The organism is Tabrizicola caldifontis (assembly GCF_004762095.1).
Classification (GTDB): Bacteria; Pseudomonadota; Alphaproteobacteria; order Rhodobacterales; family Rhodobacteraceae; genus Tabrizicola; species Tabrizicola caldifontis.
In genome coordinates this window covers 51,924-65,649 of the sequence record NZ_SIJH01000014.1, presented here as the reverse complement: position 1 = coordinate 65,649, position 13,726 = coordinate 51,924, and the positions used below count along the sequence as shown (strand labels likewise).

Here is a 13,726-nt window from a genome sequence, read left to right as displayed (position 1 = left end):
CAGGCCTCGGGGACACGCGTTGACGCGCGGCGGCCGGGAAAAGGACAGGAACGAACCGGAACGCAGGTGCATCGCGTCCGGGGAAAGCCAGCCGAAGGCGGGGCTGATCCGCTTTTGTGTCGGACCCGACGGGGTGCTCGTGCCGGATGTGCTTGGCCGGTTGCCGGGCCGCGGGCTTTATGTCTCGGCCGATCGCGCGCTTATCGAGAAGGCTGCGGGCAAGGGTCTTTTTGCCCGCGCGGCCCGGCAACCGGTGAAGGTGCCCGACGGGCTCACCGATCTTGTCGAACGGCTTGTGGCGCAGCGGGTGGTGGAACTGCTGTCGATGGCCCGCAAGGCAGGTGCGGCGGTGACTGGTTATGAGAAGGTCAAGGACTGGCTGGTAAAGGGGCAGGCGGCGACGCTGATCCAGGCCAGCGACGGGTCGGAACGCGGCAAGACGAAGCTTCACGCGCCTGATGGCGCAGGCGGCTTCATCGGCTGTCTGACGGCTGGGGAAATCGGTTTGGCATTCGGGCGCGAACGTGCGATACACGCGGCGCTTGCGGCTGGTGGACTCAGGACCCGTGTTGTAGAGGAAGCGGCAAGGCTGACCGGCCTGCGGGTGCAGGCGGGTGGGCAATTGGGCGGCGGGACCGCCATGAAGGATACGAAGAACGCATGAGCGATACAGACGGCAAGAAACCTCTTGGCATTGGGGGCGCCCCCCGTTCCGGACAGGTGAAGCAAAGCTTCAGTCACGGCCGGACCAAGAGCGTCGTGGTCGAAACCAAGCGCAAGCGCGTGGTGGTGCCGACGGCAACCAAGCCTGGCGCGCCCGGGGCTGGTACGCCTGTGTCTGCGGCTGGCGGGGGAGACCCGTCGAAGCGTCCTGCGGGGATCTCCGATGCCGAGATGGAACGGCGCCTCGCCGCCCTTCGCGCCGCCAAGGCGCGCGAGGCCGAAGAGGCCGCGCGCCGCGCCGAAGAGGAACGCGCACGCGAGGAAGACCGCGCCCGCCGCCGCGAAGAGATCGAGGCCAAGGAGCGTGAAGAGCGCGAGCGCGCGGAAGCCCTGCGCCTGAAGGCCGAGGAAGAGGAACGCGCTGCGAAGGCAGAAGCTGCCGCGAAGGCCGCTGCAGCCGAAGCACGCCGGGCAGAGGTTCTGGGCACGCGTGCCCGGTCGGCCACGCCCCAGCCTGCGGCAAAGCCCGCAGACCGTGCGTCCCCGCCCCCGTCCCCGGCCGCGACCGAGGAAGCCCGCGGCCCTGCCGCCGGCAAGCCGGGTGTTAGCCCGCGCAAGACCGACCGCGAAAAGGACGAACGCGCAGGCGAGCGCGACCGCAGCGCCAAGCGCGGCGACGAAGGCCGCCGGTCGGGCAAGCTGACCCTGTCGGACGCCATCTCGGACGAGGGCGGCCGCCAGCGCAGTCTGGCCGCGATCAAGCGCAAGCAGGAAAAGGCCCGCCAGAAGGCGATGGGTCTGGGCCACAAGGCCGAGAAGCAGAGCCGCGAAGTGCAGCTGCCGGAAACCATCGTGGTCAGCGAACTGGCCAACCGTATGGCCGAACGTGCCGCCGACGTGGTCAAGGCGCTGATGAAAATGGGCATGATGGTCACCATGAACCAGACCATCGACGCCGACACTGCCGAACTGGTGATCGAGGAATTCGGCCACAAGGCCGTCCGCGTGTCGGACGCGGACGTGGAACAGGTGATCGACACGGTCAAGGACAGGCCGGAAGACCTGCGTCCGCGCCCGCCGATCGTGACGATCATGGGCCATGTGGACCACGGCAAGACCAGCCTTCTGGACGCCCTGCGCAAAACCAATGTCGCGTCGGGCGAGGCCGGCGGGATCACCCAGCATATCGGCGCTTACCAGGTGAAGACAGCGAATGGTCAGGTCATCACCTTCCTCGACACGCCGGGCCACGCGGCCTTCACCTCGATGCGCTCGCGCGGGGCGCAGGTTACGGACATCGTGGTGCTGGTGGTGGCGGCCGATGACGCGGTGATGCCGCAGACAGTCGAGGCGATCAACCACGCCAAGGCGGCGAAGGTGCCGATGATCGTGGCGATCAACAAGATCGACAAGCCCGACGCCAACCCGCAAAAAGTGCGCACCGACCTGTTGCAGCACGAAGTGGTGGTCGAGGCCATGTCAGGCGACGTGCAGGACGTGGAAGTCTCGGCCAAGACCGGCCAGGGGCTTGACGACCTGCTGGAAGCGATCGCGCTGCAGGCCGAGCTGCTGGAACTGAAGGCCAACCCGAACCGGGCGGCCGCGGGCGCGGTGATCGAGGCCAAGCTCGATGTGGGCCGGGGCCCGGTCGCAACGGTGCTGGTGCAGAACGGCACGCTGCGCAAGGGCGACATCTTCGTCGTCGGCGAACAGTGGGGCAAGGTTCGCGCGCTCATCAACGACAAGGGCGAGACCGTGTCCGAAGCCGGGCCCTCTGTTCCGGTCGAGGTGCTGGGGCTTTCCGGCACACCGTCGGCCGGCGACACGCTGAACGTGGTCGAAACCGAAGCCCAGGCGCGCGAGATCGCCGACTACCGGATCAAGGCGGCCAAGGACAAACGCGCTGCGGCAGGTGCTGCGACCACGCTGGAACAGCTGATGGCCAAGGCGAAGGCAGATGCTTCGGTCGCCGAACTGCCGGTGGTGGTGAAGGCCGACGTCCAGGGTAGCGCCGAAGCGATCGTCCAGGCACTGGAAAAGATCGGCAACGAGGAAGTGCGCGTGCGGGTGCTGCATTCGGGCGTTGGTGCGATCACCGACACCGATGTGGGCCTGGCCGAGGCGTCCAAGGCCCCGATCATCGGCTTCAACGTGCGCGCCAATGCCAGCGCCCGCCAGTCGGCGCACCAGAAAGGGGTCGAGATCCGCTATTACTCGGTCATCTACGACCTGGTGGACGACATCAAGAAGGCGGCCTCGGGCCTGCTGAAGGCCGAAGTGCGCGAAAACTTCATCGGTTACGCGACGATCAAGGAGGTCTTCCGCATCACCGGCGTCGGCAACGTGGCGGGCTGCCTGGTCACCGAGGGGGTGGCTCGTCGGTCGGCGGGCGTTCGTCTGCTGCGCGACAACGTGGTGATTCACGAAGGCACGCTGAAGACGCTCAAGCGCTTCAAGGACGAGGTTAAGGAAGTCGTCTCCGGCCAGGAATGCGGCATGGCCTTCGAACGCTACGAGGACATCCGTCCGGGTGACGTGATCGAGATCTTCGAACGCGAGGAAGTGCAGCGCACGCTGGCCTGAACCGATAGGGTGCCCGGCCATCTGGCCTGGCGCCCTTTTTAATGGGAGGACCGATGACCCGGCGCCACGGGCGGCAGGTCACAGCCAGTCGCGCAGAATCGGAATCAGCGGCAGATCCGCCGGCGGCATGGGATAGTCGCGCAGGGCATTGGGCTTGACCCAGGCAAGGTTCTGCCCTTCGGTCGCGCGCACCGTGCCTTGCCAGCGGCGGCAGGCGAACAGCGGCATCAGCAGGTGAAAGTCCGGGTAGCTGTGGCTGGCAAAGGTCAGCGGCGCCAGACACGAGGCCCACGTGTCGATGTCAAGTTCTTCTTTCAGCTCGCGGATCAGCGCTTGCTCGGGCGTCTCGCCGGGTTCCACCTTGCCACCGGGAAACTCCCACAGGCCTGCCATCGACTTGCCCTCGGGCCGCTGCGCCAGAAGCACGCGGCCATCAGGGTCGATCAGTGCGACCGCAGAGACAAGGATGATGCGACCAGTCACGATCGGTAATCGGCATTGATCTCGATGTAGCGAGCGGTCAGATCGCAGGTCCAGACCGTGCGCCTGCCCTTCCCAAGTCCAAGGTCGATGTGGAACAGCAGTTCGTCCTGCCGCATGTAGGCCGCACCATCCTCTTCCCGGTAGTCCGGGTTGCGCCACCCCTTTTCGGCGACGAGGATGTCGCCGAACCGGATCGACAGGCGGTCCCGGTCGGCCTCGGCCCCGGACTTGCCGACGGCGGCAACGATCCGGCCCCAGTTCGGATCCTGTCCCGCCACGGCCGTCTTGACCAGAGGCGAATTGGCAACCGCGAAGGCAACCTTCGCGGCATCGTCGTCCGAGGCCGCGCCGGTGACGCGGACCTCGACCAGCTTTGTCGCCCCTTCGCCGTCGCGCACCACCTGCAACGCCAGGTCACGCATCACGCCGTGCAGAGCCGTCTCGAAGGCCTTGGCAACCGGTCCCTTCACCTCGGCAGCGTCGGACTGACCGGTTGCGGCCACAAGCAGCGTGTCCGATGTCGAGGTGTCGCTGTCCACGGTGATCGAGTTGAAGGTGTCGCCCACATTGCGCGAGACCATCCGCTGCAGCGCGGCGGGCGCAATCTTCGCGTCGGTGAAGATATAGACCAGCATGGTGGCCATGTCGGGCGCAATCATGCCCGAACCCTTGGCGATGCCGGCGATGTGGATCGTGCCGCCATCGCCCTGAACGGTGGCGGCGGCGCCTTTCGGGAAGGTGTCGGTGGTCATGATCGCCTGGGCGGCCATTTCCATTGCGTCTTCCCGCAGTCCTGCGACAAGTTCGGGCACCTTGGCGGTAATCCTTTCGTAAGGCAGGGGCTCGCCGATCACCCCGGTAGAGGACGAAAAGACACGGCTGGCGGGGATGCCCAGCGCCTCGGCCACGGCGCCAGTCACGGCTGCCACGGCCTCGTCGCCAAGCTTGCCGGTGAAGGCGTTGGAATTGCCCGAGTTCACGATGATCGCCGCCCCCGCACCTGGCGGCACCTTCATCGCCAGCTTAGCCTGGCAGTCACGGACGCAACCCGACCGCGTGGAAGACCTGGTGAAGACCCCGGCCATGCTGGTGCCGGGGCCGAGGCGCACAAGCATCACGTCCTTGCGATCCTTGTAGCGCACCCCGGCCTCGACCGCGGCAAATTCGGCGCCGCGGATCGCAGGCAGGGCCGGAAAGCTGGCCGGGGCCAGCGGCGAGACCGGCTTCATCGCCTTCTTGGCGGCGGCCACCACGTCTTCCACGGCGTCGCCGACCGCCTCTGCCACCGGGCCGGCGACGGCGGCAAGACTGTCCTTCAGCTTGCGAACCTTCTTCTTCAGCGCCTTTGCTTCGGCCTTCCAGTCGGTCTTGCCCATCGTCGCCCCCCCCCTGTGCGCTGCCAATTGCCGGCGGTCAGTCGATCAGTGCCGAGTTCTTCAGAATCGCAGGATCAATCCCCTCGCCTTCGCGGGTGATCGTCGCGACAGACTGAAGTTCGGCAATCTTCGCCTCGATCGCGGCGTTCTCGATCTCGGTCGCCAGGTCATCGCGGATGTCGTCAAGCGTGGGATGATCCATCAGACGGGTTTCCTTTACCAGGACGAGATGCCAGCCGAAATCGGTCTGCACCGGCCCGGCCACTTCGCCCACCTTGGCGTTGACCACGGCATCCTCGAACGGCTTGACCATCATGCCCAGAGCGAACCAGCCCAGGTCGCCCCCATTTGCACCAGACCCTGCGTCGATCGAGTGCTCGCGCGCAAGGGTGGCGAAGTCGGCCCCGCCGGCCAGTTCCTCCTTCAGCTTGTTCGCCTCTTCCTCGGTCTCGACCAGGATATGCGCGGCATTGTATTCGGTCGCCTTCGGCTGGTCCTTGAACCGGGCGTCATAGGCGGCCTGCAGCGCCTCGTCCGTCACGGCCTTTTCCACGATGGCCTGAATGGCGACGCCCGAGATATAGCCCCGGGTGTCGTTTTCCAGCATCGCCCTGTCGCGCGTCGAAAGCTCGGTCACCGACTGGCGCAGAACCTCCTGCTGCACCAGCTGGTCCATGATCCCCTTGAACAGCACATCGTCGGGCAGCGACTGGTACTGCGGCGGCAGGCTTTCGCGCAGCGCGATCATCTGGCCAAGCGTGATCTGCGTGCCGTTGACCGTGGCCACCACCGTGTCGGCGGTTTCGCCCTCGGCCAGAGCCGGCGCCGCAAGGGCCGTGGCCAGCGCGAAGGCCGTCGCAAGCCGCATCTGTTTCATCATTTCACCCACTCCTGATCGGGCGGCCTCAGCCTGCCACGTTGACTATCCTGTGCCCACCCCTTACATCGCGACAGTCGCGTGAGACGGGGCCGTCCGGCCTTCTACTTGGCTCTTCTATGGAAGGCGTTGAGGGCGGACAAGTCCGAGACCCACACGATGCTGTCAGGAAGTGGCTCACGGAGTGAACATGCTGGGATTGGGTGGACTTGCGCGGAAGGTGTTCGGCACGCCGAACGACCGCAAGGTGAAATCTGTCCGGCCGCTGGTGGACAAGATCAACGCGCTTGAACCCGAGTTCCAGGCGCTGACCGACGACGGCATCATCGAGCGTACGCGCGATCTGCAGAAGCGGGTGCAGGAAGCCGGCGAAAGCCTTGACGACGTGCTGCCCGAGGCCTTCGCCAACTGCCGCGAGGCGGCGCGCCGGGCACTGGGCCTGCGCGCCTTCGACGTGCAGCTGATGGGGGCGATCTTCCTGCATCAGGGCAACATCAGCGAAATGAAGACCGGCGAGGGCAAGACCCTTGTCGCCACCTTCGCAGCCTATCTGAACGCCCTGACAGGGCGGGGCGTGCATGTCGTCACCGTGAACGACTATCTGGCCAAGCGCGACGCAGAATGGATGGGCAAGGTCTATTCCCAGCTGGGGATGACCACGGGCGTCGTCTATTCGCACCAGCCGGATGACGAGAAGAAGGCCGCCTATCGCGCCGACATCACCTATGCGACGAACAACGAACTGGGCTTCGACTATCTGCGCGACAACATGAAGTCCTCGCTGGAGGACATGGCGCAGCGCGGGCACTACTATGCCATCGTGGACGAGGTGGACTCGATCCTGATCGACGAGGCACGCACACCTCTGATCATCTCTGGCCCCAGCCAGGACCGCGGGACGTTGTACCAGGCTGTGGACAAGATCATTCCGCAGCTTAAGCCCGAACACTATGTCATCGACGAAAAACTGCGCAACGTCACCTTCACCGAAGAAGGCAACGAAGCGATCGAGGATCTTCTGCACAAGGCCGGCATACTGCCCGAAGGGCAAAGCCTCTATGCGGCCGAAAGCACCACGATCGTCCACCACGTCAACCAGGCCCTGCGGGCGCACAAGCTGTTCCACAAGGACCAGCAATATATCGTCCGCGACGGCGAGGTGATGCTGATCGACGAATTCACCGGACGCATGATGAAGGGGCGGCGGCTTTCCGACGGCCTGCATCAGGCGATCGAGGCCAAGGAAGGCGTCAAGATCCAGCCCGAGAACGTCACCTACGCCAGCGTGACGTTCCAGAACTATTTCCGGCTTTACGAAAAGCTTGGCGGCATGACCGGGACGGCTGCAACCGAAGCCGAGGAATTCCGCGAAATCTATGGGCTGGGCGTGGTCGAGGTGCCGACGAACCGCCCCGTGGCGCGGATCGACGAACATGACAAGGTCTATCGCACGGCGCGCGAGAAATACGAAGGTATCCTCGCTGCGATCAAGGACGCTCATGCCAAGGGCCAGCCGATCCTGGTCGGCACTACCTCGATCGAGAAATCCGAAAAGCTTTCTGCCATGCTGAAAGAGGCCGGCATTCCGCACAACGTGCTGAACGCCCGCCAGCACGAGATGGAAGCCAAGATCGTCGCCGATGCCGGCAAGCTTGGCGCGGTGACGATCGCCACCAACATGGCCGGCCGCGGCACCGACATCAAGCTGGGCGGCAATGTCGAATTCAAGGTGATGGAAGCCATCGCCGCCGATCCGCACGGCGATCACGTCGCCATCCGTGCCCGGATCGAAGAGGAGCACAAGGCCGAGGAAGAGGCGGTGAAGGCTGCCGGCGGCCTGTTCGTCCTGGGCACCGAACGCCACGAAAGCCGCCGGATCGACAACCAGCTGCGCGGTCGGTCGGGCCGTCAGGGCGACCCGGGCCGTTCGGCCTTCTTCCTCAGCCTCGAGGACGACCTGATGCGCATCTTCGGGTCGGAACGGCTGGACAAGGTCCTGTCCACGTTGGGCATGGCCGAAGGCGAGGCCATCGTCCACCCGTGGGTGAACAAGAGCCTGGAAAAGGCGCAGGCCAAGGTCGAGGGCCGAAATTTCGACATTCGGAAGCAGCTGTTGAAGTTCGACGACGTGATGAACGACCAGCGCCGCGCGATCTTCAGCCAGCGGATGGAGATCATGCAGGCCGATCACGTCGGCGATGTCGCGACCGACATGCGTCACCAGCTGATCTCTGATCTGGTCGATCTGAACATGCCGCCGAAAAGCTACCCCGACCAGTGGGACGTCGAGGGGCTGACCGAGGCCTGCCGCGAAATGCTGAACCTGGATCTGCCCATCGCCGACTGGGCATCGGAAGAAGGCGTAGACCAGCAGGGCATTCTCGAGCGGATCACCGAGGCTTCGGACAGGATGATGGCCGAAAAGACCGAGGCCTTCGGCGCCGAGACCATGGCAACGATCGAGAAGCAGGTTCTTCTGCAAGCCATCGACAGCAAATGGCGCGAACACCTGCTGCGGCTGGAACATCTGCGCTCTGTCGTCAGCTTCCGCGGCTATGCCCAGCGCGACCCGCTGAACGAATACAAGACCGAGGCCTTCCAGCTGTTCGAAGGGCTGCTGAACTCGCTGCGCGAGACGGTGACGCAGCAGCTTTCCCGCATCCGCCCGGTCACGAAGGAAGAGCAGGAAGCAATGATGCGCCAGATGCTCGCCGCCCAGCAGCCACCGGCAGCGCGGATTGCTGCCGACCAGGGGGCCGGCGCGGCCGCCGTCGCACCGGCAGCAACCGCAGCCCCAGCCCTTGCCGGGTTCGACGCGGCCGATCCCTCGACCTGGGGAAATCCGGGGCGCAATGAGCCCTGCCCCTGCGGATCGGGCGAAAAGTTCAAGCACTGCCACGGAAAGCTGGTCTGAGCCTGTCGGTCGGCGCAGCAAAACCGTGGCAATTTCGTGTCCGAAACCTGAGCCGTTCCCAGGATTCGCCACGTCATCGCCCGGATTCCCCCCTAACTCCTAAGGGTTCGAATCGGTTTGGGGTGGTGCGATGTTTGGCCGGAAACGGATGCTGTTTGGCCGGAAACGGATACTGCGGGTCATTTCCGTGCTGTCGGTCGCTGTAGCGGCCGGACATCTTGTGGAAAACATGCGCTCGACGGCAAGTCCCTGGAACCTGCCTTCCGAACGGTCCGGCCCTCTGGACGGCAGATCCGGCCAGGGCACGGCCACGGCACCATCGGGTCTGCCCAGAGCGGCGTCGCTTTCGGCAGACGGCGACATACCACAGCTGATGGGCATCACCCCGGTTGCTGCCACAGCGGACACAGGCAGCCAGACGGCCTGTGTACCCACCGTGACGCTGGCCGCGGCCGAGGACGCGAGCATTGACCTGGCACTTGATGCGCCCTGCAATCAGGGCCAGCGCGTTGTGATCCGGCACGCGGGTCTTTCGTTCACGGCCAAGACCGGCCCCGATGGCAAACTTGCGCAGCGCCTTCCCGCCCTTGATGACGAGGCGCTGGTCGCGGTCTATTTCGAGAATTCCGAGATGGCGCTGGCGACTGTCAGCGTTCCGGAAATGGCAGGTCTGACACGGTTTGCCTTCCAGGCCCCCTTCCCGGTGCAGTTCGACCTGCGCGCAGAGGAGGCCGGGCGTGTCTATTCCGGCCGGGGTGCCCAGGCCGCACAGGACGGAAGCCGCAAGATCCGACTGCTTGGAACAGCGTCGGTGTCGGACCCGATTCTGTCGCAGGTATATACGTTTCCCGGCACTGACCTGACCGCAGCCAACCTAACCGTCGAACTGCGCATCACGCCCGAAACCTGCGGCAACAGCTATCTGGGTGAAACCGTGCTATCGCGGGGCGGCAACACTGTCCGTGGCAGCCTTCCGCTTTCGCTGCCGCTTTGCGGCACGGCAGGGGACATTCTGGTGTTGAAGAATCTTCTTGGCCCCCTGACACTCGCCGCCTCAGACTAGGGGCCGGATCAGGGAACATGTGGTTCAAGGCAGGTGTTGCGGCGGCTTTCGCCGCCGTTTTCCTTTGTAAATCTGCCAAGGCGCAGGACGTCACCCTGGTGGCTCGCGAAGGGGGCATCGCACTGACTGGCACGCTGCAGGGCTATGATGGCGAGTTCTACCGGATCGAGACCTCCTACGGCCTGCTGACCGTCGATGGTCAGGGCGTGATCTGCGAAGGGCCTGCCTGCCCCGATTTGATGGCCCCCCGGGCGGAAATCCGCATTGTCGGCGCTGCTGGTCCGGGAAGCGACCTGCTTCCCGCCCTGTTCAAAGCCTTTGCAGATCGGCGTGGTCTTCTTTACGAGCAGATCGAAGGCACCGATTTTGCCGCGGTCATTCGCGATCCGCAAAGCCTTGAGGAGCTGGCCGCGATCAGCTTTCAGCCGCAGACGCCCGCCCTTGCTGCTGCTGCGGTGGCTGCTGGCGAGGCCGACCTGCAACTTGCCTTTCAGGATAACCGCAGCTTTGGCGCGCACGGTCTGGCGATGGACGCCATGGTGGCGATCGTCGCCCCCGACAATCCGACGCCTGCCATATCGACCAGCGACCTTGTGCGCGTCCTGGCCGGAGAGGTTTCGAACTGGGCACAGATCGGCGGGCCGGACATGCCACTGGTCCTGCATGCATTGGCTCCCGAGGTGGACATGCAGCTTGCGCTTTCCGCACGGCTTGGGGCACCCGTATCAGCCGCGGTGCAGCACGATAGCCAGGCAAGCCTCGCCCTTGCGGTGGCGCGTGACCCCTGGGCCATTGCCGTCACCGGACGGGCAGCGGTTTACCCCGCCCGGCATATTCCCTTGACCGATAGCTGCGGTTTTCCGCTGCTGCCCACCCCCTTGGCGGTCAAGGCCGAGGATTACCCATTTTCCATTCCCGTCCTTCTGCTTGCGCCAAGGCGGCGCCTGCCGCTGATGACCCGCGAGTTTCTGGATTTCCTGCGCACGCCTGCCGCTCAGGAGGTGATCTCGGCGAACGGCTACATCGATCGTTCCCCCACCCGCCAGCCGATGACAGCCGACGGCTTGCGGCTGATCAACGCCATTCAGGGGGCAGGCGACGACATCACCCTGGCCGACCTCAAGCGGCTGGTCGATGTGATGGACGGTGCAGACCGGCTGTCGCTGACCTTTCGCTTCGAAGACGGATCGTCCACGCTGGATGCGCAGTCGCGCGATAACCTGCTGGATCTGGCGCAGCTGATTGCCTCGGGCCGGTTTCGCAACGAACGGATGGTTCTGGCCGGCTTTTCCGACGGATCGGGCGCGGCGCCGGCCAATCTGGCACTGTCGGTCGAACGTGCAGCACGCGTGGCGCAGGAACTTGCTGCCGTTGCACCCGATCTGCCACCCGATGCCATTCCAGCGGTCGAAGGTTTTGGCGAAGCCCTGCCGATGGCCTGTGATGAAACCGCAATCGGCCGCCAGTTGAACCGTCGGGTGGAACTTTGGCTGCTGCCCGACTTTACCCACACCGGCAGTGCGCCGGCGCCGGAGCCACCTCCCTAGGACAGGAACTCGGCGAGCGTCTGGCGGGTTCCCACGGCCCAGAGCCGATTCAGGTGCCGTTCGAAGGCTGCGGCAAAGCGCGGATTCTGCCCGAGATCGCCATAGACCGTCGTCATCTCCAGCCAGGCCGCCGGGCGCGACCTTGCCGCCTGCGACCGGGCGACCAGCGCATCCCAGTCGGGGTCGTTCGGCGGAATGTGCGTGCCGCTGTCCGTCTCGCCAAAGCAGTAGCGGCACCACATGGCCGAGACGAGCGCCAGCCCCTCGACCGACCCGCCAGCCGCCAGCGCGTCGCGGATCGAAGGCACGATGAACTTGGGCTGCCGGTTCGACCCGTCGAGGCAGAGCCGGCGTTCGGTGTCGGCCACCTCGGGGTTCGAGAAGCGGTCCACGATCAGCCGGTAATAGTCGCCGAGGTTGGTATCGGGGACCGGCGGGATGTAGGGGATGATCTCGTGGATCTCGACCTTGTCGAGCAGGCCGCGGATCAGCGGCTCGGCCATGGCCTCGTGGACATATTCGATGTCCATCAGCCCGCCGGGATAGGCGATGGTCGCATGGCCGCCGTTCAGGATGCGGATCTTCATCAGCTCGAAATTGTGGACATGCGGGGTCAGCGTGACCCCGACCTTTTCCCAGGCCGGACGGCCGGCGGGGAAGTTGTCCTCCAGCACCCATTGCCGGAAAGGCTCGCAGGTCACCGGCACGGGGTCGTCGGCCAGTCCGAAGGCCGCCGCCATCGCCCGTTCGCGCGGGCCGGTCGCCGGGGTGATGCGGTCCACCATGCCGTTCGGGAAGGCGACATGGGCCGCGATCCAGTCGGCCAGGTCCGGGTCGCGAAGCGCGGCCAGACCGGTGACGGCGGCGCGGGTGACATGGCCGTTGCCGGGCAGGTTGTCGCAGGACATGACGGTGAAGGGCGCCACGCCGGCGGCCCTCCGCGCCTTCAGCGCCGCGATGATCGCGCCGAAGGCGGTCCGGTGCGGATCCGCGGCATCGGCCAGGATCTCGGGATGCGTCGGGTCGAACTGCCCGGTCGCCGGGTTGATGAAATAGCCACCCTCGGTCACGGTCAGGCTGACGATGCGGATCTCGGGCCGGGACATGGCCTCGATCAGTGCGGCGTTGTCGGATTGGACCGGCAGGAAGTCGATCATCGCCCCCACCCGGCGGGCGGATTTGCCCTTCGGATCCAGCTCGATCACCGTGGACAGGCAATCTTGCGCCTTCAGCGCCTCGCGCATCCGGGCATCGGCCTCGCGCACCCCGGCGCCCAGAATCGCCCAGTCGTGGTCGAGCCCCAGGTTGAACAGGTCGTCCAGATAGACGGCCATGTGGGCGCGGTGGAAATTGCCCAGCCCGATGTGGACGATGCCGGGGCTCAGGCGTGATCGGTCGTATGCGGGCAGCGCAACGGTGGGGGACATTCGGGGCCTCAGACGGTTTTCAGCATGCCGCCATCGACATGGTAGGCGGAGCCGGTGCAGTAGCTGGCGCGCGGCGACAGCAGGAAGGCGATGACATCGGCCAGTTCCTCGGGCGTGCCGAAGCGGCGGATCGGGGCGTGTTCGTCGGCGACCGATTGCAGATAGCCCTGCCAGTCGCCATCCTTTGCCAGGGCCTTGGCTGTCTTGATCCAGTCGGGCGTCAGGATCAGCCCCGGATTCAGCGTGTTGACCCGGATGCCGAGCGGGATGAACTCGGTGGACATGGTCTTCGACAGCATCATCAGCGCCGCCTTGGTGGTGTTGTAGATCGGCTCGTACCAGAGCGGCTGGACCGCGCAGATCGAGGCGTTGTTCAGGATCGCGCCGCCGCCATGGGCCCGCATCTGCGGCACGAGGCCCCGGGCGAGGCGCACGGCGGCCATCACGTGCAGGTTCCAGTAGTGCAGCCATTTCTCGTCCGGCGCATCGAGGATCGTCTCGTTCGAGCCGGTGCCGGCGTTGTTGAACAGAAGCTCGGCCCCGCCCATCGCCGCAGCGGCCGCCACCACGGCGGCACAGCCTTCGGCCGTTGTCACATCAGCGGCAACGGCCTGCGCGTCGCCGCCGAAATCGGCGCGGATGCTGGCGGCTTCGTCTGCCGCGCGGGCGCCGTCGCGGGCGGCGATCAGCACGCGCGCGCCTTCGCGCGCCAGTGTGCGCGCAGCGGCAAGGCCGATGCCGACCGACCCGCCCGAAATCACCGCCAGTTTTCCTTCAAGTCCAAGGTCCATGG

10 protein-coding genes are annotated in these 13,726 nt (G+C 65.5%); 5 read left to right on the top strand and 5 right to left on the bottom strand.

What is annotated here, in order from left to right:
- The first annotated feature begins 19 nt into the window (after positions 1-19).
- Entirely contained in the window at positions 20-664 is a 645-nt protein-coding gene (locus EYB42_RS12980; RefSeq protein ID WP_167851018.1) for an RNA-binding protein, read from the top strand.
- Positions 661-3,246 (top strand): translation initiation factor IF-2, encoded by a 2,586-nt coding sequence (gene infB, locus EYB42_RS12975; RefSeq protein WP_135450548.1) that lies wholly within the window; start codon positions 661-663, stop codon positions 3,244-3,246. The genes EYB42_RS12980 and infB overlap by 4 nt, the downstream gene beginning before the upstream one ends.
- A gap of 78 nt (positions 3,247-3,324) precedes the next feature.
- Here infB and mutT read toward each other — a convergent pair whose 3' ends face one another.
- The 3 genes from mutT to EYB42_RS12960 are packed head-to-tail and all read right to left on the bottom strand — an operon-like array spanning position 3,325 to position 5,994.
- Positions 3,325-3,729 (bottom strand): 8-oxo-dGTP diphosphatase MutT, encoded by a 405-nt coding sequence (mutT, locus tag EYB42_RS12970; protein WP_135450547.1) that lies wholly within the window; start codon positions 3,727-3,729, stop codon positions 3,325-3,327.
- A complete protein-coding gene (gene argJ, locus EYB42_RS12965) occupies positions 3,726-5,105 on the bottom strand; it encodes a bifunctional glutamate N-acetyltransferase/amino-acid acetyltransferase ArgJ (RefSeq protein ID WP_135450546.1) in 1,380 nt (459 codons plus the stop codon). The genes mutT and argJ overlap by 4 nt, the downstream gene beginning before the upstream one ends.
- 37 nt (positions 5,106-5,142) lie before the next feature.
- On the bottom strand, positions 5,143-5,994 hold the full coding sequence (locus tag EYB42_RS12960; protein ID WP_394346493.1) for a peptidylprolyl isomerase: 852 nt from the start codon (positions 5,992-5,994) through the stop codon (positions 5,143-5,145).
- Between the two features lie 178 nt (positions 5,995-6,172).
- Here EYB42_RS12960 and secA point away from each other — a divergent pair, with 178 nt between their 5' ends.
- The 3 genes from secA (at position 6,173) to EYB42_RS12945 (ending at position 11,506) form a co-directional block, all read left to right on the top strand.
- Positions 6,173-8,896 (top strand): preprotein translocase subunit SecA, encoded by a 2,724-nt coding sequence (secA, locus tag EYB42_RS12955; protein WP_135450544.1) that lies wholly within the window; start codon positions 6,173-6,175, stop codon positions 8,894-8,896.
- Positions 8,897-9,026: 130 nt separating this feature from the next.
- Positions 9,027-9,959 (top strand): hypothetical protein, encoded by a 933-nt coding sequence (locus tag EYB42_RS12950; RefSeq protein ID WP_135450543.1) that lies wholly within the window; start codon positions 9,027-9,029, stop codon positions 9,957-9,959.
- 17 nt (positions 9,960-9,976) lie between these two features.
- Complete coding sequence (locus tag EYB42_RS12945) at positions 9,977-11,506, top strand: phosphate ABC transporter substrate-binding/OmpA family protein (RefSeq protein WP_135450542.1); 1,530 nt, start codon at positions 9,977-9,979, stop codon at positions 11,504-11,506.
- On the opposite strand, the gene EYB42_RS12940 is transcribed toward EYB42_RS12945, so the two are convergent.
- Both EYB42_RS12940 and EYB42_RS12935 read right to left on the bottom strand, forming a co-directional pair.
- Positions 11,503-12,933, bottom strand: coding sequence for a mannitol dehydrogenase family protein (locus tag EYB42_RS12940; protein WP_135450541.1), 1,431 nt, complete (start codon positions 12,931-12,933; stop codon positions 11,503-11,505). The two genes, EYB42_RS12945 and EYB42_RS12940, sit on opposite strands and share 4 nt — an antisense overlap.
- Positions 12,934-12,941: 8 nt before the next feature.
- Positions 12,942-13,724, bottom strand: coding sequence for an SDR family NAD(P)-dependent oxidoreductase (locus tag EYB42_RS12935; RefSeq protein ID WP_135450540.1), 783 nt, complete (start codon positions 13,722-13,724; stop codon positions 12,942-12,944).
- Positions 13,725-13,726: the final 2 nt, after the last annotated feature.

Coding starts and splice junctions, on each gene's coding strand:
- secA (WP_135450544.1), top strand. CDS start 6,173: ATGCTGGGATTGGGTGGACTTGCGCGGAAGGTGTTCGGCACGCCGAAC.
- infB (WP_135450548.1), top strand. CDS start 661: ATGAGCGATACAGACGGCAAGAAACCTCTTGGCATTGGGGGCGCCCCC.
- EYB42_RS12945 (WP_135450542.1), top strand. CDS start 9,977: ATGTGGTTCAAGGCAGGTGTTGCGGCGGCTTTCGCCGCCGTTTTCCTT.
- EYB42_RS12935 (WP_135450540.1), bottom strand. CDS start 13,724: ATGGACCTTGGACTTGAAGGAAAACTGGCGGTGATTTCGGGCGGGTCG.
- argJ (WP_135450546.1), bottom strand. CDS start 5,105: ATGGGCAAGACCGACTGGAAGGCCGAAGCAAAGGCGCTGAAGAAGAAG.
- EYB42_RS12940 (WP_135450541.1), bottom strand. CDS start 12,933: ATGTCCCCCACCGTTGCGCTGCCCGCATACGACCGATCACGCCTGAGC.
- EYB42_RS12950 (WP_135450543.1), top strand. CDS start 9,027: ATGTTTGGCCGGAAACGGATGCTGTTTGGCCGGAAACGGATACTGCGG.